Below are 23,824 nucleotides of genomic sequence, written 5' to 3' on the forward strand. Positions count from 1 at the left end.
GTAACTAGACTTAAAGGATCTTGTAAAGGAGGTGCAATATGCAGAAGCATCAACTCGACATGTGGTTGCATGGCTATCACAAAGACTCCTATAAAACGCCTAAGGTCTTTGTGATTGGTTGTTCTGATGTCTCTGATTACCTATTAGCAGTGGAGTACAAACACCAACTTGAACCGATCAAAGACGGTGAAGATCCGATTCATTTCGGCTCATTGGATCTGGTGAAAGAAGAACTGCTGAGGTTGGGGATAGATAAAGCTTATTTGAGGCTGCACAATGCTTACGATGAGTTTGGCAGTGAAGGTACAGCCTCGTACTGTGATATTGAGTTGTCACTCGTGACGCACTGATCATTCTGATTGGGCGTTGATGTAGTGTTTCAATAATATCTGTTCGGTGAATTGTGTCCTAAGGTAGAAACCACGGGGCAGGGTTTTTATCGGTTTACCATTTGAGCTGTAAGCTTCAGTTAGTGCTTTTGCGTTTGCTGCTTTAGGTCGCAAGTGAAGCGCTTCTCCATGTCTGGCGGAAATTTGATCAAACTTACCCAACACGATCAATTCCATCAGTTCTTCCCAATCATTTTTTAGAATTAACTCTTCTTCTTGATCGGGTGACCATATCAATGGGCTACCAACTCTTCGCTCTGCCAAAGGAATCTCGCGCTCGCCCTCTACAGGTACCCACAGTACTCGTGACAGTTTGTTGCGAACGTGACTGGTTTCCCACGTGAGTCCCTGAACCCCAGTCAATGGAGCGACAGAGACAAACGTTGTCTCTAATGGTCGACCTGAATAACTGATCGGAATGCTTTTTAGTTCGATCCCAAGCTTGGCAAAGTCTTGTTGCGGTTTGCTTCCTGCTGGCGCACCTAAATGCCATTCCAGTAATTGCCCAACCCAGCCTTTATCGCGTTTTAAGTTTTCAGGAACAGCCATTCCTGCCTCTTCGGCAAGCTCTGTAAAGCTTAAGCCCGCAATATCATGTGCGCGCTCCATCAGTTCAGCTTCGGATTGTGGTTCTGGTTTCATAACGGCAATGTGATGAGGGAAAACGTTAGTCTACCAAATTTCATCAAAATCGACTGTCCAAGATTTCACCGAGCTGGATTAAGAATGATCAATTCATAACTTATCCACAGATTAGAAAGCCACCAATAGGATCTCCATGTGGGCTGGATGAATAAACAGGGGTTTAAAGGTGGATTGAGACTTGATTTTATTGAGATGTCATGAAGTCCTACCTGTTCAATGTGGATAAATAACCGATTGAGCGATCTTTGACCGATCTGTATTTGGTGAAAAGATCATCAGGAAAATAAAGATCGTTAAATCGCCATTTTTGGGTTTTATGTTTTTATAATCAATGTCTTATGTTTATTTTGTTTGTGGTTGGAAAATATTGCTTGTAATGGTTTTGAACAAAAATCTTTATTGATAATGATTTCTTCACAAAGTTATTCACAGAAAAGGTGAATAAATGTGGGCTATGTCTCAATCTTGTGTTGATAAAATAATGTCTGTCTAAAAGATATCCAAAAAAGGCCAAAAGGTAATAAATCTTGCTCATATCACATCAGTAAGTTTGCTAGTAATGGGGATATGTGGAAAAATCACGGTAATAAAAAATTATTCATAGAGGTTAGCCGGTGATAGATGGCGATGGTTACCGACTTAATGTTGGTATTGTGATCTGTAATAACCATGGTCAGGTCTTCTGGGCTAAACGATACGGGCAACACTCATGGCAATTTCCACAAGGTGGGATTGACGAAGGTGAAACACCTGAACAAGCCATGTTCAGGGAGTTATATGAAGAAGTCGGTCTGACGAAAAAAGACGTTAAGATCATCGCAACAAGTCGTCATTGGTTAAGATATAAGCTACCAAAGCGATTGGTGCGTTGGGACTCCAAGCCTGTTTGTATCGGCCAAAAACAGAAATGGTTTCTGCTGCGATTAGAATGCGATGAATCCCGCATCAATATGCAGCGTGGGAAATCCCCTGAATTTGATGGTTGGCGCTGGGTAAGCTACTGGTATCCAGTTAGGCAAGTTGTTTCTTTTAAGCGAGACGTTTATCGTCGTGCGATGAAAGAGTTTGCATCTTTAGCCATGCCTTTTCGAGAGCGTAAGACGAAAGGGAAAAGAAAAAAGCAACGTAGATAGAGGATCAACATGCTCAGTCAGCTAAGGGAAATAGTTGAGAAAGTCTCCAGAGTCGATGATGTGCATCTGGCACTGGATATATTGGTTAAAGAGACTTGCGCAGCCCTATGCACTGAGTGTTGTACTATTTATCTAGCTAATGATGAAATGCAGCGCCTTGAGTTAATGGCAACTCAAGGCCTTATTTTTGAAGGCGATAGTATTCATATCAACTTCAACGAAGGCTTGGTCGGTTTAGTCAAACGCAGTGCGGAACCCCTAAACTTAGCTGAGGCTTCAACCCATCCTGATTTTAAATTCTTCCCTCAACTCGGTGAGCAGGTTTACCACTCCTTTCTAGGTACGCCGATCATTCATCGTAAACAAGTGCTCGGTGTTCTGGTTATCCAGCAGAAAACCCCACGCTTGTTTAGTGAAATGGAAGAGTCTTTCCTTGTGACCTTATCTGCGCAGCTTGCTGTGTTGATTGCGCATGCGCAAAACTTAGGTCACTGGCAACTCGCTTCCAAGCCGACTGTTATCAAGGGGCTTCCAGCTTCGACTGGTGTCGCTATCGGTGAGTTCTGGTTTGATAATACTCAACCTAATTTAAGTGATGTTTTCCCTGCCTCTGCCTTAGATAAAGAAAGGGAACATGAACTTTTGGCGGTTGCTGTGGAAAGAGCGTTGAATGATTTTCGCCGTATGCGTAAGAAGTTTGACAGCGAAATCAATAAAGACGCGTTAGCTATTTTTGACCTCTTTACCCACTTACTCAACGATCCAATGTTGCGTGGTGATCTTAAGAAGCAGATCGAAAAAGGCGACCGAGCGGATTGGGCATTGCGACAAGTCGTCGAAACCTACTCAAACCGCTTCGCGCGTATGTCAGACGTTTATCTACGTGAACGTGCTCAAGACATTCGCGAGCTTGGGCAACGCTTGCTTTACTTTTTACATAATAGTGAGCAAGAGCATGCCTCGATTGATCGCCCAGTGGTTTTAGTTGCCAATGAACTCACGGCGACGCTACTTGCTTCAATACCAAAACAGCACTTACTTGCCGTTGTTTCGCTGGAAGGTGCGGCGAACTCCCATGCTGCGATTCTATCTCGTGCGCTGGGTGTACCTGCCATTATGGGCGCAAACATTAATACTCGCGCGGTAAACGGCAAGAAGGGCATTGTCGATGGCTACACTGGCGAGATCTATTTAGAACCGAACCGTCAATTGCTGCGTGAATATCGCAGCTTAGTGAGTGAAGAATCTGAATTGTTCGCGATGGTGAACAAAGATCTTGCACTGCCTGCGATCACACAAGATGACCATCCGATTGAAGTCATGCTCAACGCGGGCTTGAGTGCGGATAGCAATATCGCCATCAACTCTGGTGTGGATGGCGTGGGTTTGTACCGTACTGAAATCGCTTTTTTACTTAAGCATCACTTTCCATCGGAAGATGAGCAGTATCATCAGTATCAAGCAATCCTCAATAGCTATCCAAATCAACGAGTCGTAATGCGTACGCTGGATATCGGTGGTGATAAACCGTTACCGTATCTTCCGATTGAAGAAGATAATCCGTTTTTGGGTTGGCGAGGTATTCGTTTTACGTTGGATCACCCTGATATCTTTTTGATCCAGTTGCGTGCGATGCTTAGGGCGAGTGCGGAAAGTGGTAATCTAAGCATCTTACTACCGATGGTTTCTGGTATTAAAGAGCTGGATGATGCTATTACGCTGATTAACCAAGCTTACAGCGAAGTCGTGTTATTGGATGACCGCATTCAAGCGCCGAAGGTTGGGGTAATGATTGAAGTGCCATCAATGGTGTACTTATTGCCTGCGATAGCCCATCGTGTTGACTTCGTTTCTGTTGGTACTAACGATTTAACTCAATATTTGTTGGCGGTCGATCGGAACAATTCTCGTGTTGCGGATGTCTATGAATCCATGCATCCGGCAGTACTGCTGGCGTTGAAGCAAATTCATGATGTTTGCCATCAATATCAGGTTCCGGTCTGTATCTGTGGTGAGCTCGCAGGCGACCCATTTGGTGCCCTTTTACTGTTGGGCTTAGGTTACGACAGTTTGAGTATGAACACCTCTAACGTGGCTAAGGTGAAGTATTTGATTCGCCATAGCCAGCAAAAAGAATTAGAAAAACTCGTCGAAAAAGCCATGTCATGCTCTTATGGGCAAGAAATCCATCAAATGATGCATGATTTCTTTATTCAACAAGGTTTTGCCGGCTTTATTCGTGCAGGTAAGAAGTAGGTAATTGTGACCATCTCTTTATTTATATTATTGCTCGCGCTAGGCGCTTTCGTTGGCGTGATGGCAGGACTCTTAGGCATCGGAGGCGGGCTGATAGTTGTACCGGCATTACTGTATCTTCTTCCTTTAGCTGGCATTTCTCCTGAAATGAGTATGCACATGGCACTTGCTACTTCCTTGGCGAGTATCATCGTGACCTCCGGTTCGTCGGCGATGAATCACCTTAAACTGGGTAACGTCGATATGTTCGTCGTGAAATGGCTGATGCCTGGTGTGGTTATCGGTGGTTTTGTTGGTGCCAATATCGCCGAATGGATCCCTACACACTATTTACCGAAAGTCTTTGGTGTGATTGTGTTGTGTCTAGCGGTACAGATGTTTCGTTCAATTAAAACGAAAAGCGAGAAGCCCATGCCGAGTAGTCCGGTCACTATGATTTACGGAACGGGAATTGGTGTGGTATCAAGTCTTGCAGGTATTGGCGGTGGTTCACTGTCGGTCCCTTTCTTGAACAAACATGGTATTGAAATGCGTAAAGCGGTTGGCTCCTCTTCGGTGTGCGGCTGCGTGATCGCCATCTCAGGCATGATTGGATTCATCTTACATGGCTACAAAGTAGAAGGATTACCTGACTACAGTGTAGGTTATGTGTACCTTCCAGCTTTGTTAGCAATCGCCATGACGTCGATGCTCACGACTAAAGTTGGCGCAAAACTGGCTTCTACCCTTCCAACTGCGGTATTGAAGAAAATATTTGCCGTATTCTTGATGTTTGTTGCAGCGACCATGCTGCTGTAAAGTCCACCTGTTTTATTAGTAATAAGAAGAGAATGAGTTATGTCTCAGGGATACTTTGAATTTCCCAATATTGATCCGGTTTTAGTCTCTATTGGTCCTGTTTCTGTTCGTTGGTACGGTTTGATGTACCTTGTCGGCTTCATGTTCGCACTTTGGCTGGCAAACCGCCGCGCAGATAAGCCGGGTAGTGGTTGGACACGTGAGCAAGTTTCTGACTTGTTGTTTGCGGGTTTCCTTGGGGTAGTGATTGGTGGTCGTGTTGGCTACGTGATTTTCTACAACTTCGATTTATTCTTAGCGGACCCTCTGTACCTATTTAAAGTTTGGACCGGCGGCATGTCGTTCCACGGTGGTTTAATGGGCGTGATTACTGCCATGTTCTGGTACGCGCACAAGAATGGTCGAACTTTCTTTGGCGTGGCAGACTTTGTGGCTCCGCTTGTACCATTTGGTCTTGGTATGGGCCGTATGGGTAACTTTATGAACAGTGAGCTTTGGGGCCGCGTGACAGACGTACCATGGGCGATTATCTTCCCGAATGGTGGACCGCTCCCACGTCATCCATCTCAGCTTTATGAGATGTTCCTAGAGGGTATCGTACTGTTCTTAATCTTGAACTGGTTTATTAAAAAGCCTCGTCCTTTGGGTGCGGTATCAGGGCTATTTTTAGCTGGATATGGTACATTCCGTTTCCTAGTTGAGTTTGTCCGTGAGCCGGATGCACAGCTTGGTTTATTTGGTGGCTATATTTCGATGGGGCAAATCCTATCTTCACCAATGATCATTCTAGGTGTGCTTATGATGGTTTGGGCGTACAAACGTGGTCTTTACCAAGACAAAGTCCAAGCAGAAACGAAGTAAGGAATTGGTGTGAAACAGTATTTAGATTTGTGTCAGCGTATCGTTGACCAAGGCACTTGGGTTGAAAACGAACGCACAGGCAAACGCTGCCTAACGGTGATCAACGCAGACTTGACCTACGATGTTGCCAACAACCAATTCCCATTAGTAACGACACGTAAGAGCTTTTGGAAAGCGGCAGTTGCTGAGCTACTTGGTTATATCCGTGGCTACGACAACGCTGAAGACTTCCGTAAGTTAGGTACGAAAACATGGGATGCGAACGCAAACCTAAATGAAGCATGGCTGAACAACCCATTCCGCAAGGGTGAAGATGACATGGGACGTGTATACGGCGTTCAAGGTCGTTCATGGGCGAAGCCAGATGGCGGTCATATCGACCAGCTGCGTAAGATTGTGGATGATTTAACGCGCGGTGTTGATGACCGTGGTGAAATCCTAAACTTCTACAACCCTGGTGAGTTCCATATGGGGTGTTTGCGCCCATGTATGTACAGCCACCACTTCTCACTGTTAGGTGACACACTGTACCTAAACAGCACGCAGCGCTCTTGTGACGTTCCGCTTGGGCTGAACTTCAATATGGTTCAAGTATATGTGTTCTTGGCAATCATGGCGCAAATTACAGGTAAGAAACCTGGTCAGGCTTATCATAAGATTGTTAATGCACACATCTACGAAGATCAGCTTGCGCCAATGCGTGACATCCAGTTGAAGCGTGAACCTCTGAAAGCTGCAACCTTCCACATCAATCCAGAAATCAAATCTCTAGAAGATTTGGAAACATGGGTAACTCTTGATGACTTCTGGGTAGAAGGTTACGAGCACCACGATCCAATTCAGTACCCGTTCTCAGTTTAACGAGTATATTGAGTTTCTAAGCCGCCTTTATGGGCGGCTTTTTTATATCCGAAGGGTGGCGGACAGGCTTCGCCCTACAGAACGCTACGCTTCGAAATGTGAGAGGGGATAAAAGATCCTCCAACTCACTCGAGCCTCGCTCTTGAAGATGATGTTCACTCACTCTGAAATCAAACGGTCGTCGGGAATCTCTTTTACCATAGTTTACTGCGTGATCAAGAAATGAGAGCGCTCCGCTGTAGGTATCGAGAGTGGGGGACCAGAAGCTTAGTGAAAGGAAGTTGAACTTAAAGAATTTTGGCAGGACTTGATGTCTTAGGTGGATATCATCGAGCCTTATCCCTCTCGAAGCTTAGCGTTCCTAGGGCGAGCCCATTTTTACTTCTCTAAAACGAAAAAAGGCCCCACCGAAGTGGAGCCTAACATAAGCGATGGTAATCTTATTATTATGCTGTCAGAGCAAGGATAGAGCCTGGTAGCACGATGAATACTGCTAGTAGGTAACCTGCTACAACCGCTTTGTTCTTAATAGCCATTTCTGAAATCACTTCTGCACATTTTACTGGAATCTCACGTAGGAACGGGATACCGAAGATGAACAGTGTCGCCAGAATGTTGAACGTTAGGTGTACTAATGCAATCTGTAGTGCGAATACCGCGAACTCACCAGATACTGCTGTTGCTGCTAGTAGAGCCGTGATACATGTACCGATATTAGCACCTAGAGTGAACGGGTAGATATCACGTACTTTTAGAACACCTGAGCCTACTAGTGGAACCATTAGACTTGTTGTCGTAGAAGAAGACTGAACAAGAACCGTTACTACAGAGCCCGATACGATACCGTGGATAGGACCACGACCGATTGCGTTCTTAAGGATGTCACGAGCACGACCAACCATCAGGCTCTTCATTAGCTTACCCATAACAGTGATAGCGACGAAGATAGTACCGATACCTAGAGCGATTAGTGCTACACCACCCATGGTGTCACCAAATGTAGATAGAGGCTCTTTAATCGCGCTTACTACAGGTTTAGTGATTGGTTTGATGAAGTCAAAACCACCCATGCTCATATCGCCAGTTTTTAGTAGAGGCGATACTAACCAGTGTGAAATCTTTTCTAGAATGCCGAACATCATTTCCAATGGTAGGAAGATCAGTACTGCAAGTAAGTTAAAGAAATCGTGGATTGTTGCACTTGCGAATGCACGTTTAAATTCTTCTTTACAACGTACGTGGCCAAGTGAAACAAGAGTATTCGTTACGGTAGTACCGATGTTAGCACCCATTACCATAGGAATAGCGGTTTCTACAGGTAAACCACCTGCAACCAAACCTACAATAATAGAAGTTACGGTACTTGAAGATTGGATTAGGGCCGTAGCCACCAAACCGATCATTAGACCTGCGACTGGGTGAGACGCAAATTCAAAGAGTACTTTAGCTTGATCGCCAGTCGCCCATTTGAAGCCGCTACCAACCATAGATACTGCTAGAAGAAGCAGATATAACATGAATGCCAAGTTAGCCCAGCGTAACCAGCGAGTCGTGCTCGAGATTGGTGCTGCTGTTGAAGTAGCTTGGTTCATCATAATTTTCTCCGTGGACCTTTCAGTTCGTTTATTTGGTCTGTTGTTGAAACTGAGGGCGATGTTAGAGATTAAATATTTCAGTAATATTACAGTTCGGTTTCTATGGAGAATTTTTATTATTCTTTTTAATAGTTGCCTGTGAAGAAAAATTCACAGCATTATAATTGATTGAAATTTATGTAATTTTCTGTGTTATTGGTTCGCTGCCACTTATCTTGATGAGATTAAAAAAGTGCGTTTTACTTCAAGTTTTATGACAGTGTGAATTCATTATTTTCGGTAAAACTTATCTTTTTCTTATTTATTGTAGGTTTTGCCGAACTTCTTGTCTGTCCTTGTCACATTTGATATAAAAAGTGTCATCTTCTTTATAGGGATTGATGATGTCACATCTAAATTACAACCACCTTTATTACTTCTGGATGGTGTGCAAACAAGGTTCTGTAACTAAAGCTGCTGATGCTTTATTTCTAACACCACAAACTGTAACTGGGCAGATCAAAGCACTTGAAGACCGCATGAAGGGGAAGTTGACCAAGCGTAATGGGCGCACGGTAGAACCAACAGAACTAGGACAGTTGGTATTTAAGTACGCCGACCGTATGTTTGGTTTGAGCTACGAAATGCTCGATATCGTTAACTACAGCCAGCACTCTAATATTCTTTTCGAAGTTGGCGTTGCCGATGCACTATCTAAGCGACTCGTCAGCAAAGTATTAATGACGACGGTTCCTGAAGATAACAGCATTCACTTACGTTGCTACGAATCGACTCACGAACTGCTTTTGGAGCGTTTATCCCAGCATAAACTTGATATGATCCTTTCTGATTGTCCGGTGGACTCAACACAAAGTCCGGGCCTTTACAGCAAGAAGTTAGGTGAGAGTAGCATGAGCTTTTTTGCTTCGTCTGAAATACCAGATGTGAAATTTCCTGAAGTTTTAGAGAATAAAAAATTACTTATCCCGGCCAGTAGAACGGCAATGGGGCGTAAAGTATTGCAGTGGTTTGATAGACAAGGATTACAGCCAGATGTGCTGGGCGAGTTTGATGATGTTGCCTTAATGAAGGCATTTGCTCGTTATCGTGATGATGTGATTTTTTTAGCTCCGACCGTTTATATGTCGGAGATTGAAGATGACCGCAATTTACAACTGATCGGTCACGTAGACGACCTTAAAGAAGAGTATTACGTTATTTTTGCTGAACGAATGATACAACATCCAGCAGTTAAGAACGTTTGTGATGCAGATTTTAGCCAAATGTTTGAATGAACACGTTTCGTTGCGCAAATAAATAGATTACTATCGACAAAACTATAACTCTAAATTATAAAATCTTTGTAACACAACAAACTGGCCAGGGTTGGGGAAAGTAAGTTGTAGCTAGAGGTCCAGCACATGAATCTACAAGAAATGGAGAAAAACTCCGCCAAAGCTGTCGTGTTGCTTAAAGCAATGGCAAACGAGAGACGCCTACAAATCCTTTGCATGCTGCATAATCAAGAACTATCGGTCGGGGAACTTTGCGCAAAACTAGAGTTGAGCCAATCGGCACTGTCTCAACATTTAGCTTGGCTTCGTCGCGACGAACTGGTGGCTACGAGAAAAGAAGCACAAACGGTATACTACACGTTAAAGAGTGATGAAGTGAAGGAATTAATCCAAACGCTTCATGGCCTTTACTGTGCAGAGGCCATGTGATGACAGGTCACATATAAGAAAAGCTGGCATCGCCAGCTTTTTTATTGTCTAAAATTCGATGAGTTACACGGAATTTAGATATAAAAAAACCGGCAGTAGCCGGTTTTTTCTTCACTGTAAAATCAAGTTTCTATTAAAGAGCTTTGATTTGTGCAGCGAAACGAGACTTATGACGTGCTGCTTTGTTCTTATGAACAAGGCCTTTAGTCGCCATACGGTCTAGGATAGGTGTAACTGCAGCGAATGCAGCAGTTGCAGCTTCTTTGTCGCCTGCTTCGATAGCAGCAACAGTTTTCTTCATGTAAGTACGCATCATTGAGCGACGGCTAGCATTGTGCTGACGACGTTTCTCAGCTTGGATAGCGCGCTTCTTAGCAGATTTACTATTTGCCAAGGGTCTAACTCCCAAAAACTTATTTCTGTGACAATTTAAGGGCGAGGACTATCCCTCATTTGCGCCTAAATGTCAAATGATTTGTGCAAAAACCAATCGAAGCCAAAACAAATTTTGGTAAGAAAGGTTATCGCGGTTAAGATGGCGGGGATTCTAACAGCATTTTTAGACCATTGCTAATAATTATCCGCCTAGATCTGACAATAAACGGATATATTTTTAACGCCCATTTGTAGCTTTCAAAGGCTTAGAGGAATAGGGTTGGCTATCTTTTGGTGATATTCCGAGGTTACAGTGAGTAAACGACTGCTCAAGTCTGGCATGATCGTCAGTGCCATGACATTAATTTCGCGCGTCCTAGGTTTAGTTCGTGATGTGGTAGTAGCAAACTTGATGGGGGCAGGCGCGAGTGCCGACGTCTTCTTCTTTGCCAATAAAATTCCTAATTTCTTACGCCGTTTGTTCGCAGAAGGCGCATTTTCTCAGGCCTTTGTGCCAGTACTAACCGAAAGTCACGCTCAAGGGGATATGGATAAAACTCGTGAGTTGATTGCTCGTGCGGCTGGTACGCTGGGCGTGATTGTCTCTATTGTTACCATTCTAGGGGTTTTAGGCTCTGGTGTAGTGACGGCGCTGTTTGGTTTTGGTTGGTTCCTAGACTGGATGCATGGCGGCCCGGCCGCTGAGAAGTTCGAACTTGCCAGTGTCATGCTCAAGATTACCTTTCCTTATTTATGGTTCATTACTTTTGTTGCGCTTTCTGGTGCGATCCTTAATACCTTAGGTAAGTTTGCCGTCTCTTCTTTTACGCCTGTCTTCCTCAATGTGATGATCATTTTGGCGGCGTGGTTTATCTCGCCTCAGATGTCGCAACCAGAAATCGGTCTTGCGATTGGCGTATTACTAGGTGGCCTTGTTCAGTTTCTATTCCAGATTCCCTTCCTTATTAAAGCGGGAGTAATGGTTAAGCCTAAATGGGGTTGGCGCGATCCGGGTGTGGTGAAGATCCGTACCTTGATGATTCCTGCCTTATTTGGTGTGTCGGTAAGCCAAATCAACTTATTGTTTGATACTTTTATTGCCAGTTTTCTGCAAACCGGTTCGATCAGTTGGTTGTACTATTCAGATCGCTTACTTGAATTCCCGTTAGGTTTGTTTGGTATCGCGATTGCGACGGTGATTCTCCCTGCATTGTCACGTAAACACGTAGATGCTCACAGTGAAGGTTTTGCTCATACCATGGATTGGGGCGTGCGCATGGTGACCTTACTGGGTATTCCTGCCATGCTTGGGTTGATGGCATTAGCAAAGCCTATGTTGATGGTGTTGTTTATGCGAGGAGAGTTTTCCCCGCAAGATGTACATCAGGCTTCTCTCTCTTTATTAGCATACGCCTCGGGCTTGCTTCACTTTATGTTAATTAAAGTGCTCGCTCCGGGCTACTACTCGCGTCAAGACACCAAAACGCCTGTAAAATACGGCATTATTGCGATGGTGACCAATATGGTCTTCAATGCAATTTTTGCTTATTTCTACGGTTATGTTGGCCTTGCGATTGCCACTGCACTCTCTGCGTTTGTAAACATGGCATTGTTGTATCGTGGTTTACATATTGCTGGGGTGTACCAAGTCACCAAGCGAACGGTCTTTTTTATTGTTCGCTTGATGGTGGCTGGTGGCGCAATGGTTGCGGCAATTCTATGGCAGCTCGAAGACATGTCGGTGTGGTTGGATTGGAGCTTTGCTCACCGTAGTGGTGTGCTAGCGATGTTGATTGGTTTAGGTGCCGCGGTTTACCTTGCTGTGGTGTTTTTACTCGGTGTTCGTTTAAAAGACCTAAAAGCTGGGACAGAATAAGGTTGATTGGTATATAATCCGTCAGTTTCACACAGTGCAAAGTAAAAACAGAGGCATAAAGCAGTATCCAATGGAACTGATTAGAGGCATTCACAATATCAAGTCGCGCCATCAAGGCTGCGTGCTGACTATTGGCAATTTCGATGGCGTACATAGAGGCCATCAACAAGTATTGCAACAAGTGTCTGAACAAGCGAAGAAACTTTTGTTACCTTCGGTTGTGATGACCTTTGAACCTCAGCCTATGGAGCTGTTCGCTCGAGATAAGGCACCAGCAAGGTTAACGCGACTGCGAGACAAATTTGTCCAGCTGAGTAAGCTGGATATTGACCGCTTACTTTGCGTTAACTTCAATCGTCATTTTTCCGACCTAACGGCGGAAGAGTTTATCCGTGACTTGTTGGTTACTCGATTGGGTGTTAAGTTTCTTGTCATTGGTGATGATTTCTGTTTTGGCAAAGGTCGAACAGGTAACTTTGCAATGCTACAAGAAGCGGGGGAAAAGTACGGCTTTAAAGTCGTAAGTACTCAAAGCTTTTGTTTACAGCAGTTACGAGTCAGCAGTACAGCAATTCGAGATGCATTGGCTCGTGATGATTTGCAGTCCGCACATGAGATGCTGGGAAGAGATTACAGCATCAGCGGTCGTGTTTCACATGGAAGAAAACTAGGTAGAACCATCGGGTTCCCTACGGCAAATATTCCTTTGAAGCGCTGTGTTTCTCCGGTTTCCGGAGTCTATGTTGTTCAAGCGCTTGGCTTAGGAGATAAGCCGATTGGTGGTGTCGCTAACATTGGTCAACGACCGACGGTTAATGGTGTTCGCCAACAGTTAGAAGTACACTTATTCGACTTTCATGCTGATTTATATGGTAAACAGCTAGAAGTGAAACTTTTGCATAAACTTAGAAATGAGCAAAAGTTTGAGTCGTTTGAAGCACTTAAACAACAAATCGTATTGGATGCTGAAGCAGCAAGGGTGTGGCTGCGTCAGCTTAAGCGTTGAGCGGTTTATTCCACCGTTCAACATAATGTCTAATTTTCGCCCAATATAACGGAATTAAGAATCGATGAGTGAGTATAAAGATACCCTGAACTTACCTGAAACAGGGTTTCCAATGCGCGGCAACCTGGCCAATCGTGAGCCAGAAATGCTTAAGCGTTGGTACAAAGAAGATCTTTACGGTGAAATCCGTAAAGCGAAGAAAGGCAAAAAGTCATTCGTATTGCACGATGGCCCTCCTTACGCGAACGGTGACATTCACATTGGTCACGCACTAAACAAGATTCTTAAAGACATTATTATTAAATCCAAAACACTTTCAGGTTTTGACGCACCTTACATCCCAGGCTGGGACTGCCACGGTCTACCAATTGAATTGATGGTAGAGAAGAAAGTCGGCAAACCAGGTCAAAAAGTGACAGCAGCTGAGTTCCGCGAGAAATGTCGTGAGTACGCTGCAGGTCAGGTTGAAGGTCAAAAAGAGAGCTTCAAGCGTCTTGGCATCATGGGTGAGTGGGACAAGCCATACCGCACTATGGATTTCGCAACTGAAGCGAACATCATCCGTGCTCTTGGTAAGATCGCAAGCAAAGGTCACCTACTGAAAGGTTTTAAACCAGTTCACTGGTGTACAGACTGTGGTTCAGCACTGGCTGAAGCTGAAGTTGAGTACAAAGATAAAGTATCGCCATCTATCGACGTTCGTTTTAAAGCGGCTGACGAAGCGGCACTATTGTCTAAGTTTGAACTGACAGAAGGTCATGAAGGTCACGGTGACGTATCTATCGTTATCTGGACAACAACACCTTGGACACTGCCAGCAAACCGCGCAGTATGTCTACGTGATGATCTAGAGTACGTGCTTATCCAAACAGAAGGCGACAACGCTGAGCGTATCATCGTTGCTGCTGAGCTGGCGAAAGACGTAATGGATCGTGCGGGTATCGAGCACTTCCACAACCTTGGCTTTGCTAAAGGTGCGGATCTTGAGCTTTCTCAATTCCAACACCCATTCTACGATTTCACTGTACCGGCGATCCTTGGTGATCACGTTACGACTGATTCAGGTACTGGTGTTGTTCACACTGCACCTGGTCACGGTCAAGAAGACTTCGCGGTTGGTAACAAGTACAACCTAGAAGTAGCAAACCCAGTTGGCTCAAACGGCGTTTACCTACCAGATACAGAGCTATTTGCTGGTCAGCACGTATTTAAAGCGAACGATGCAGTAGTAGAAGTACTGAAAGAAAAAGGTGTACTACTACACCACCACGCTTACGAGCACAGCTACCCACACTGTTGGCGTCATAAGACTCCAATCATCTTCCGTGCTACGCCTCAATGGTTCGTTTCTATGGACCAAGCTGGCCTACGTGCTAAAGCACTAGAGTCAATCAAGAACGTAGAGTGGATGCCTGAGTGGGGTCAAAGCCGTATCGAAGGTATGATCGAAGGTCGCCCTGAGTGGTGTATCTCTCGTCAACGTACTTGGGGTGTGCCAATTGCTCTGTTTGTTCACAAAGAAACAGCAGAACTTCATCCAAACACGCTAGAGCTGATCGAGAAAGTCGCTAAGCTGGTTGAAGAGAAAGGCATCCAAGCATGGTGGGATGTAGATGCAGCTGAACTACTAGGTGCTGACGCTGACCAATACGAAAAAGTACTAGATACGCTAGACGTATGGTTCGATTCAGGTGTGACTCACTTCTCTGTGGTTGATGCTCGTGAAGAGTACAACGGCAACAGTGCAGACCTATACCTAGAAGGTTCTGACCAACACCGTGGTTGGTTCCAGTCTTCTCTAATTTCATCTATCGCGATGAAAGACGAAGCGCCTTACAAACAAGTACTGACACACGGTTTCGTGGTTGACGGTCACGGTCGTAAGATGTCGAAATCTATCGGTAACGTAGTTGCACCAAAAGACGTAACTAACAAGCTAGGTGCTGACATTCTTCGTCTATGGGTTGCTTCAACAGACTATACGGGTGAAGTTGCGGTTTCTGATGAAATCCTAAAACGCAGCGCAGATGCTTACCGTCGTATCCGTAACACAGCGCGTTTCTTCCTTGCTAACCTAAGCGGCTTCAATCCTGAAACAGACATCGTTCCTGTTGAAGAAATGGTTGCGCTAGATCGCTGGGCGGTTGGTCGTGCACTAGCTGCACAAGAAGAGATTGTTAAAGCATACGAAGAGTACAACACACACGGTGTGACTCAGCGTCTAATGCAATTCTGTTCAATCGAAATGGGCTCTTTCTACCTAGACGTTATTAAAGACCGTCAGTACACAGCAAAACGTGGCGGCAACGCTCAACGTAGCTGTCAGACTGCACTTTACTACATCGTAGAAGCGCTAGTTCGTTGGATGGCGCCAATCATGTCGTTCACTGCAGATGAAATCTGGAACGAAATGCCAGGTCAACGCGACAAGTTCGTATTCACTGGTGAGTGGTTCGATGGTCTATTCGGTCTTGCTGAAGGTGAAGAGCTGAACAACGAATTCTGGACTGAGCTCCAAGCGGTTCGTGGTGCAGTAAACAAACTTCTAGAAGATGCGCGTAAAGAGAAAACCATTGGTGGTGCACTACAAGCTGAAGTGACTCTATTTGCTGATGACGCACTAGCGGCGAAGATCAACAAACTTGAAGATGAACTGCGCTTTGTTCTACTAACATCTGCTGCGAAAGTTAAGCCACTAAGTGAGAAGACTGATGCAGCACAAACGACAGATATCGAAGGCTTGTTTGTTGAAGTAGCAGCAGCTGAAGGCGAGAAGTGTGACCGTTGTTGGCACCACACGCCAGACGTAGGCACAATCGAAGGTCACGAGAAGATCTGTGGTCGTTGTGTGTCGAACGTAGACGGCGAAGGTGAAGTACGTAAATTCGCGTAATTGCCTAGAACGACTGAACTTTTTTTAAAATTAACAGCCCCAGTATTTACTGGGGCTGTTTGTAGGTAAAGTAATGAGTGAAAAAGCACTGACGTTAAAGCAATCTGGAGTTCGCTGGCTGTGGTTAGCAATTCTGGTATTTATTGCAGATATTGGCATCAAATTGGTGGTGATGGACAACATGGGCTACGGATGGGCAAACCGAATTGAGGTGCTGCCATTCTTCAACCTACTTTATGTTCATAACTACGGTGCAGCATTCAGCTTCTTGAGCGATCAAGCGGGTTGGCAGCGCTGGTTGTTCACAGGTATTGCGTTTGTTGTGACAGGTCTTTTGACCTACTGGATGAGCAAGCTTCCAGCAAAGGAAAAATGGAACAACATCGCTTACGCACTGATTATTGGTGGTGCAGTGGGCAACGTGTTTGACCGTGTTGTTCATGGCTTTGTTGTTGATTACCTAGACTTCTTCTGGGGTAACTACCACTGGCCAGCATTCAACCTTGCAGATACCACCATCTGTATTGGTGCGGCAATGATCATTCTTGATGGCTTTCGCAAAAAGGACGCTGACAAGTAATCTTTTGCGATATATCGAATAACCCTAAGCGTCGTCCGTTGATTCGGACGACGCTTTTTATTATGTTGGAGCCCAATCCGCGTATCTTCGTACAATAAAAAGCAATCACAGCACGTGATCAGATAGAGCGCAGGAAACCCAAGAACAAGGAAGCAGTAACGTGACAACAATAAATCAAGATTCAGCAGTAACGCTGCACTTCACCATCAAAATGCAAGATGGCTCTGTAGCGGACAGCACACATAATATGGGCAAGCCTGCTAAGTTCGTTATGGGCGACGGTAGCTTGAGTGAGAACTTCGAGCAATGCCTACTAGGCTTACAAGTAGGCGAGCAAAAAGCCATTGAACTAAAAGCGGCTGACGCTTTTGGCATGCCGAATCCAGACCATATCCACTATATGGACCGCACTAAATTTGTTGGCGAAGCGGAAGTTGAAGTCGGCACAATCATGGCATTTAGCGGTCCTGATGGAATGGAAATCCCGGGCATCATTACTGAGATTGCTGGCGACTCAGTAACTGTGGACTTCAACCATCCACTCGCGGGACAAGACGTGACTTTCGAAGTCGAAATTTTGTCAGTAGAATAGCGAACCAAATAAAAGATAACTTCCATGAGCAATGAAATGAAAATCCTGTTAGCTAACCCACGTGGTTTCTGTGCTGGTGTTGACCGCGCGATTAGCATCGTAGAGCGTGCGCTAGAGATGTATCAGCCGCCTATCTATGTTCGACATGAAGTGGTGCATAACCGTTTTGTGGTTGAAGGTCTAAAACAGCGTGGTGCTATCTTCGTTGAAGAACTGCACGAAGTACCAGACAACAACATTGTGATTTTCTCCGCTCATGGTGTATCTCAAGCTGTTCGTCAAGAAGCGAAGTCTCGTGACCTAACGGTATTCGATGCGACCTGTCCGTTGGTAACCAAAGTACATATGGAAGTGGCACGTGCAAGCCGTCGCAATATGGAAGTGGTACTGATCGGTCACGCTGGTCACCCAGAAGTGGAAGGCACGATGGGTCAGTATTCAAGTGATACAGGCGGTATGTACCTTGTGGAAACGCCAGCCGATGTTGAAAAGCTAAAAGCGATCGTGAAAGATCCATCGGATCTGCACTACGTGAGCCAAACGACACTGTCTGTTGATGAAACTGCTGACGTAATTGAAGAGCTACGCCGCGTGTTCCCAGACATCCAAGGTCCTCGTAAAGATGACATCTGCTACGCGACGCAAAACCGTCAAGATGCCGTGCGTGAGCTTTCTGCTGATGTAGATGTGATGGTTGTTGTAGGTTCCAAGAATTCATCAAACTCAACGCGCTTAAAAGAACTGGCTGAAAAGCTAGGTACGCCAGGATACCTAACAGACTGCCCAGAAGACATCATGCCTGAATGGTTTGAAGGCAAAGTGAAAGTTGGTGTGACTGCTGGCGCCTCTGCACCAGAAGAGCTGGTAAACCAAATCCTAGATCGCATCAAAGAGCTGGTTGGTGCAGAAGCGGTAGACGAAGTGCTTGGTCGTGAAGAGAACATGTTCTTCGAAGTGCCAAAAGAGCTACAAATTAAGCAAGTCGATTAAGACGAGTCAAACATCAAAAAGGCGACCACAAGGTCGCCTTTTTAATTGGGAATTTCTACACGAGTTATGCCAGAGTCTGAGCTTAGTGACTGATGCCTAGAAGTTCTTTGAGCACCTTTAAGTAACGGCGGCTCACTGGGATCTCAAAGCCTGTTTTGGTGATGATTTCAGCTAGGCCATTTTCCAATAATCTAATCTCGCTGATGGCTTTGATACTCACCAGATACTGGCGATGACAACGCACCAGTGGCGTTTTTTCTTCCAAGGTTTTCAACGTTAACTGTGTACTGGCCGTTTGGTTGGTAGAGCGCACATGCACACCGCTAATATCGCTGTAAGCAGACTCAACTGTCTCGGTTGCCATGATCACAATGCGGTTGTGGCCAATGCATGGGATCTGGTCTAGGCCCTCTGGGGCGATGGCAGACAACTGTTGAGTGAGCGCGGATTGACTCATTACTTTATTAAGGCGTTTTACTGTTTTCGTCAAACGACATGGATCAACCGGTTTTAATAGATAGTCGAACGCATTGTCCTCAAAAGCTTGAATCGCATATTGGTCGTAAGCGGTAACAAATACCACGTAGGGCATGGTCTCTGGATCTAACATACCCAGTAGCTCGATGCCCGTTACCTGAGGCATTTGGATATCTAGGAACACCACATCGGGCTTGAGCTCATTGATCTTCTTAAGCCCCATAATGGCGTTTGATGCATCGCCTATTACTTCAATTTGGCCTGTTTCGTCCAATAGCTCTGCCAGCTCTTCACGAGCAAACTGTTCATCATCAATGACGAGGGCGGTTAACATCCAGCATTACCTTTTATGCGTTTTTATTGCGCTTATCGCGATGAGGGAATGATAAAACTCATTTTAGTAAATTGGTGTTGTTGATAGTTAATTTTTAGTGCTGAATCACGTCCAAATTGATTAGAGAGGCGCTTATCGACAATTTCCATCCCCAAACCAGAATGATTCTCTTTTGGTGATTCATAGCTGCCTGCATTGTCTTCCACGGTAATAAGGTACCCTTGTGCATGAGGTTGGCTATAGATTTTTACTTTGCCGCCTTCCAACATAGTCGAGATACCGTGTTTGATTGCATTTTCGACCAAAGGTTGCAGCGTAAAGCTTGGTAACTTGATATCCAGCAGTTCAGGTTCAATATCAATCTCAACTTCTAGGCGATCAGTAAAGCGTGCTTTTTCGATCGATAAGTAGGAATTCACATGTGCTAATTCTTCTTTCAGCGTCACGGTATTGATGTTCTGTTTTAAGTTACTACGGAAGAAGTGCGACAAGTTTTGGATCAGTTCTCGTGCTTTATCTGGATCACGACGCGTAATCGCACTGATGGTATTAAGTGCATTGAACAAAAAGTGTGGGTTCACTTGAGCGTGCAGCAGTTTGATTTCTGCCTGAGCTAATAGAGTTTGTTGCTGCTGATAATCGCCATACAAGATTTGGCTCGATAGAAGCTGAGCAATGCCTTCTGCCATTGACATATTTGCCGTCGAGAACAGCTTACGTTTTGGTTCGTAAAGCTTAATGGTACCCACCACTTCTTTTCCTGCTCGTAGTGGAATTATCAGTGCGGAGCCCAGTTTACAGTCTTGTGCTAATGAACATTGGTAAGGGTGCTCACTGCCATCAAGGTAGATGATGTCGTTCTTCTCCATTGAGTCGAGCGTACTCTGCGATGAGATTGGAGTATTTGGCCTATGATGATCATCGCCGATGCCAACGAAAGCCAGAATCTTCTCTTGGTCAGTAATGGCGACTGCGCCTACTTTGGTTTCTTCATAAATGATGCGGGCGATCTTATCGGCATTTTCGCTGTTAAATCCGGTGCTGAGAATACCAACTGAGCGGTCGGCAATGCTTAATGCTCGGCGGGAAAAGGCGGCCGAGTACTTTTCAAAAATGGTTTTACGATCTTGCAGAATACTCATAAACAGAGCGGCACCAACGGAGTTAGCGATGATCATTGGGGCAGCAATCGCTGAAACGAGTTCATAGGCTTGGTTGAATGGTTTAGCGACAGCAAGCAGCAGCACCATCTGAACGATTTCTGCAACAAAAGTAATGCTGAATACTACGCTCGGGTTAAACAGCATTGCCCCTTTGTTACGCTTAATGAGGTAAACGTGGAGTAGCCCCCCAATGAGCCCTTCTGCTGTTGTGGAAATCGCACAAGCTAAGTCGGTAAAACCGCCTAAAGTATAACGATGAATCCCCCCAGTTAAGCCCACCGCAAAACCGACAACAGGACCGCCAAACAGTCCTCCCATCACGGCACCAATTGCACGCGTGTTTGCTATCGCGTCGTTGATCTGTAAACCGAAGTAGGTGCCTAGGATACAAAAACCAGAGAAAAGCACATAACAAATGAGTCGGTGACTTAAGCGAGAAGAAATGCTCAGTAAGGGAAGAATGATTGGCGTTTTACTCAGCATATAAGCCAGCACTAAGTAAACACACATTTGTTGCAAAAGGGAGATGATCAGTTCCATAGCGAACCTAACCTAGACATGATGTTGTTATTGTAAGTGAATTCATTCTTTAAAGAGAAAGAAAAAGAGCCTGCGATAGGCAGGCTCTTAGCGTTATCCAGATATTGATAATGAATCGGTTAGCAAGCGAAGGATTTCATTACGCCGTTTCTGAGACAGTGTCTGGTTTATCTTCATCTGCAAGATCTGTTTCGCCTTTGCCTTTCGAGATTTTGATAACGTAAGCCGCTGCAGCAAGAGCGAACAAAATGCCAGAGATTGTCGAGATTTGCATTGGTAGACCGAAGCCTAGCGTGCTGTTGTTCAAAATGAAAGTGACACACACGGTTGTCATGAAGACTGCTGGGATAGTCGTAATCCAATGCAGTTTGTTGTGACGTAGTAGGTAAGCCGACGCAGTCCAAAGCATCATTACTGCTGTTGTTTGGTTTGCGAAACCGAAGTAGCGCCAGATAATACCGAAGTCTACTTGAGTCAGAATGCCACCGATAACGAACAGTGGTAGAGCCATTAGAAGACGGTTACGTAGTGTTTTCTGTTCCATACCGAAGTATTCAGCAAGAATCAGACGGCTTGAGCGGAATGCGGTGTCACCCGATGTGATTGGCAGAATAACAACACCAAGGAAGGCAATCACACCACCGAATACACCCAGTAGACCGAATGAAGCGCTGTATACCACGTTACCAGGGCCACCGTTTTTCACTGCTTCTGCAAGGCCATCAAGCGTGCCGAAGAAAGACAGAGCGATAGCACACCAGATTAGCGCGATAACGCCTTCACCAATCATTGCACCGTAGAATACGAAGCGACCGTTCTTCTCATTTTCCATACAACGCGCCATCAGTGGAGACTGAGTTGCGTGGAAGCCAGAGATAGCACCACATGCGATAGTGATGAATAGTGCAGGCCATAGAGGCATATCGTTCGGGTTCAAGTTAGTCAGCATGTCGCTTACTTGGAAGTCACCCATCACAGTGTGTTCGCTAGAGAAAGCAATAGCAGTCATTAGACCTACAGACATGAAGATCAGTAGCGCGCCAAACAATGGGTAGAAGCGACCGATGATTTTGTCTACAGGAACAATTGTCGCGATGATGTAGTAAGCGAAAATCAACACAACCATGGTTGTCATGCTTACGCTAAAGCTAGTTTGGTCGTTGATTAGGTTTGTGATCATACCTGCTGGCGCTGACACGAATACCACACCAACAAGAAGCAATAGGACAATGGCAAAGATGTTCATAAAGTGTTTTGCGCCATTACCTAGGTAGCGACCCGTAATTGTTGGTACTGATGCACCGCCGTTACGAACAGAAAGCATGCCTGAGAAGTAATCGTGTACCGCACCTGCGAAGATACAGCCAACAACAATCCAAAGCATTGCAGCAGGACCGTATAGGGCACCCATGATTGGGCCAAAGATAGGACCAACACCTGCGATGTTCAGAAGCTGAACAAGGTAAACACGCTTGGTTGACATTGGAACGTAGTCAACGCCGTCCGTCTTAGTATGAGCTGGCGTTTGACGATTCTCATTGATGCCGAAAATCTTCTCAACGAAAGCACCGTAGATGAAGTATCCGCCGATGAGGGCTGCGACACAGGTTAGAAACCACATCATAGCAATTGTCCTTGGTTTGTTAGGTAGGGTAATTTTTTAAGCTCAGGATGTATGGTATTCATCTCTTTTGTTAAGCGCATTCGCTCTATGGATGAGTGGTCGAATAGAGAAGCGAGTGGTCGATATAACGGTTAAGTGGTTTTATCGTTTGCCTAGTGGTCGTGCTTAGGACTGAGCGGTTCTATCAACGATTAAGCGGTGGTTATCAAGGGTGAGCGGCGAGTTCGAGAGTTAAGTGGTGAAATCAACAGATAAGCGGCAAAGCACAGGCTTTAGTGGTAAGCTTGTTTTGAAAACAATTAGTTAAGGAAGAATGATGAAAAAGGCAACGTTAGGCTTGGCGCTGGCTTTACTAGCAGGGTGTGCGGCAACAACGGAAGAACTGGCGCAGTCCGGAGATTGGTACCAGATCGGTTATCAAGATGGTGTCGCTGGGCATACCTCTCGTACCATGAAAGAACTTCGCTCGTTAGGAAATGTAAAGCAAGGCGATTATGACCAAGGTTACCTTGAAGGGGTGACGGAATATTGTAATCCTGATTTTGCTTACCAAATGGGCTTATCTGGTCAGTATTATGAAGGTGTATGTGAGGGAACGCCTGGGGCACAAAAATTCCGTATGGAATGGCAACGTGGCTGGAACGAATACAGCAACTAGATCTGTTTCATAATCAAGACTGTGGTTTTGCTTGTTGATCTTCTGACATTTGAATTTTATTGCTTTGCTGTACTTATGGCTTGAGATTCAATCAGAAGTGAAATGAAAGCATGAAGAAGTACTTTTTGGTCGCATTAGCATTGTTGCCCTTAACGGTCGGTGCGACCAACGTGTTGAAAGAGTCGATTAAGATGAAGCGTAAATACGATCACGATAAGCATCGTATTACCAATACCATCAACAATACCAAGCGTAATATTAAAGAAGTCACTGACGGTACTTATGTCGAGAACCAAGTGAAGCGAGAAGTAAACCAAACCACTCGCAAGTACACCAATAAAGTAGAGAACGTTAAGAACATAACGAACCCTGATCACATCAAGCGTAAAGCAAATGACAAGCTTAACCAAGAGTTTGATGAATGGTTGTATGAAGACTAAATCTTGATATCTAAAACAAAAAAGGAGACCACGAG

At 45.0% G+C, this 23,824-nt stretch carries 22 protein-coding genes; 16 read left to right on the forward strand and 6 right to left on the reverse strand.

All coding sequences use genetic code 11. The features are described from left to right. Positions 1-38: 38 nt before the first annotated feature. The gene (locus VJL_RS05260; RefSeq protein ID WP_038866376.1) at positions 39-350 is read left to right on the forward strand and encodes a DUF6482 family protein; all 312 of its coding nucleotides are present in this window, start codon (positions 39-41) and stop codon (positions 348-350) included. On the opposite strand, the gene mutH is transcribed toward VJL_RS05260, so the two are convergent. Further along, positions 351-1,031: a DNA mismatch repair endonuclease MutH gene (gene mutH / locus VJL_RS05265; protein WP_038876241.1), complete on the reverse strand. Its 681-nt coding sequence runs from the start codon at positions 1,029-1,031 to the stop codon at positions 351-353. It abuts the gene before it with no gap. Positions 1,032-1,648: 617 nt separating this feature from the next. Here mutH and rppH point away from each other — a divergent pair. From rppH to VJL_RS05290, 5 genes are read left to right on the forward strand one after another with little or no spacing between them, the layout of a single operon-like run. Then, a complete protein-coding gene (gene rppH, locus VJL_RS05270; protein WP_005434895.1) occupies positions 1,649-2,167 on the forward strand; it encodes an RNA pyrophosphohydrolase in 519 nt (172 codons plus the stop codon). Between the two features lie 9 nt (positions 2,168-2,176). Then, positions 2,177-4,423: a phosphoenolpyruvate--protein phosphotransferase gene (ptsP, locus tag VJL_RS05275; RefSeq protein ID WP_038876242.1), complete on the forward strand. Its 2,247-nt coding sequence runs from the start codon at positions 2,177-2,179 to the stop codon at positions 4,421-4,423. A 6-nt stretch (positions 4,424-4,429) separates the two neighbouring features. Then, a complete protein-coding gene (locus VJL_RS05280) occupies positions 4,430-5,221 on the forward strand; it encodes a sulfite exporter TauE/SafE family protein (RefSeq protein ID WP_038876243.1) in 792 nt (263 codons plus the stop codon). Between the two features lie 39 nt (positions 5,222-5,260). Beyond that, positions 5,261-6,082: a prolipoprotein diacylglyceryl transferase gene (lgt, locus tag VJL_RS05285; protein ID WP_038866385.1), complete on the forward strand. Its 822-nt coding sequence runs from the start codon at positions 5,261-5,263 to the stop codon at positions 6,080-6,082. Positions 6,083-6,091: 9 nt separating this feature from the next. Continuing rightward, on the forward strand, positions 6,092-6,943 hold the full coding sequence (locus VJL_RS05290) for a thymidylate synthase (protein ID WP_005434888.1): 852 nt from the start codon (positions 6,092-6,094) through the stop codon (positions 6,941-6,943). 446 nt (positions 6,944-7,389) lie between these two features. Here the strand turns inward: VJL_RS05290 and VJL_RS05295 are convergent, their stop codons facing one another. Further along, positions 7,390-8,535, reverse strand: coding sequence for a Na/Pi symporter (locus tag VJL_RS05295; RefSeq protein ID WP_027726695.1), 1,146 nt, complete (start codon positions 8,533-8,535; stop codon positions 7,390-7,392). A gap of 386 nt (positions 8,536-8,921) precedes the next feature. Here VJL_RS05295 and nhaR point away from each other — a divergent pair, with 386 nt between their 5' ends. Beyond that, positions 8,922-9,812 (forward strand): transcriptional activator NhaR, encoded by an 891-nt coding sequence (nhaR, locus tag VJL_RS05300; RefSeq protein ID WP_038866387.1) that lies wholly within the window; start codon positions 8,922-8,924, stop codon positions 9,810-9,812. Between the two features lie 126 nt (positions 9,813-9,938). Beyond that, entirely contained in the window at positions 9,939-10,241 is a 303-nt protein-coding gene (locus VJL_RS05305) for an ArsR/SmtB family transcription factor (protein WP_038866389.1), read from the forward strand. Between the two features lie 133 nt (positions 10,242-10,374). Here VJL_RS05305 and rpsT read toward each other — a convergent pair whose 3' ends face one another. Next, positions 10,375-10,635 carry a 30S ribosomal protein S20 gene (rpsT, locus tag VJL_RS05310; protein WP_005440571.1) on the reverse strand — a complete coding sequence of 87 codons (261 nt, stop codon included), beginning with the start codon at positions 10,633-10,635 and terminating at the stop codon, positions 10,375-10,377. 294 nt (positions 10,636-10,929) lie between these two features. Here rpsT and murJ point away from each other — a divergent pair, with 294 nt between their 5' ends. The 6 genes from murJ to ispH all read left to right on the forward strand — a co-directional run bounded on the left by murJ (position 10,930) and on the right by ispH (position 18,553). Then, on the forward strand, positions 10,930-12,492 hold the full coding sequence (murJ, locus tag VJL_RS05315) for a murein biosynthesis integral membrane protein MurJ (RefSeq protein ID WP_038876245.1): 1,563 nt from the start codon (positions 10,930-10,932) through the stop codon (positions 12,490-12,492). 70 nt (positions 12,493-12,562) lie between these two features. Further along, positions 12,563-13,498: a bifunctional riboflavin kinase/FAD synthetase gene (gene ribF / locus VJL_RS05320; protein ID WP_038876247.1), complete on the forward strand. Its 936-nt coding sequence runs from the start codon at positions 12,563-12,565 to the stop codon at positions 13,496-13,498. A 64-nt stretch (positions 13,499-13,562) separates the two neighbouring features. Further along, entirely contained in the window at positions 13,563-16,391 is a 2,829-nt protein-coding gene (gene ileS / locus VJL_RS05325) for an isoleucine--tRNA ligase (protein ID WP_038876249.1), read from the forward strand. A gap of 73 nt (positions 16,392-16,464) precedes the next feature. After that, positions 16,465-16,971, forward strand: a complete 507-nt coding sequence (gene lspA / locus VJL_RS05330; RefSeq protein WP_005440576.1) for a signal peptidase II — start codon at positions 16,465-16,467, stop codon at positions 16,969-16,971. 160 nt (positions 16,972-17,131) lie between these two features. Further along, entirely contained in the window at positions 17,132-17,563 is a 432-nt protein-coding gene (gene fkpB, locus VJL_RS05335; protein WP_038876251.1) for an FKBP-type peptidyl-prolyl cis-trans isomerase, read from the forward strand. Between the two features lie 24 nt (positions 17,564-17,587). Then, the gene (ispH, locus tag VJL_RS05340; protein WP_005440578.1) at positions 17,588-18,553 is read left to right on the forward strand and encodes a 4-hydroxy-3-methylbut-2-enyl diphosphate reductase; all 966 of its coding nucleotides are present in this window, start codon (positions 17,588-17,590) and stop codon (positions 18,551-18,553) included. 82 nt (positions 18,554-18,635) lie between these two features. Here ispH and btsR read toward each other — a convergent pair whose 3' ends face one another. The 3 genes from btsR to VJL_RS05355 all read right to left on the reverse strand — a co-directional run bounded on the left by btsR (position 18,636) and on the right by VJL_RS05355 (position 22,691). Continuing rightward, complete coding sequence (btsR, locus tag VJL_RS05345) at positions 18,636-19,364, reverse strand: two-component system response regulator BtsR (protein ID WP_038876254.1); 729 nt, start codon at positions 19,362-19,364, stop codon at positions 18,636-18,638. Positions 19,365-19,396: 32 nt separating this feature from the next. After that, positions 19,397-21,067, reverse strand: a complete 1,671-nt coding sequence (locus tag VJL_RS05350) for a sensor histidine kinase (RefSeq protein ID WP_038876256.1) — start codon at positions 21,065-21,067, stop codon at positions 19,397-19,399. A 139-nt stretch (positions 21,068-21,206) separates the two neighbouring features. Next, the gene (locus VJL_RS05355) at positions 21,207-22,691 is read right to left on the reverse strand and encodes a carbon starvation CstA family protein (protein WP_038876257.1); all 1,485 of its coding nucleotides are present in this window, start codon (positions 22,689-22,691) and stop codon (positions 21,207-21,209) included. Between the two features lie 316 nt (positions 22,692-23,007). Here VJL_RS05355 and VJL_RS05360 point away from each other — a divergent pair, with 316 nt between their 5' ends. Together VJL_RS05360 and VJL_RS05365 are read left to right on the forward strand one after the other, a co-directional pair. Further along, on the forward strand, positions 23,008-23,349 hold the full coding sequence (locus VJL_RS05360) for a DUF2799 domain-containing protein (protein WP_009707688.1): 342 nt from the start codon (positions 23,008-23,010) through the stop codon (positions 23,347-23,349). 110 nt (positions 23,350-23,459) lie between these two features. Beyond that, positions 23,460-23,789, forward strand: a complete 330-nt coding sequence (locus tag VJL_RS05365) for a hypothetical protein (protein ID WP_005440588.1) — start codon at positions 23,460-23,462, stop codon at positions 23,787-23,789. Positions 23,790-23,824 lie beyond the last annotated feature (35 nt).

The organism is Vibrio jasicida CAIM 1864 = LMG 25398, from assembly GCF_000400365.1.
GTDB classification, from domain to species: Bacteria; Pseudomonadota; Gammaproteobacteria; order Enterobacterales; family Vibrionaceae; genus Vibrio; species Vibrio jasicida.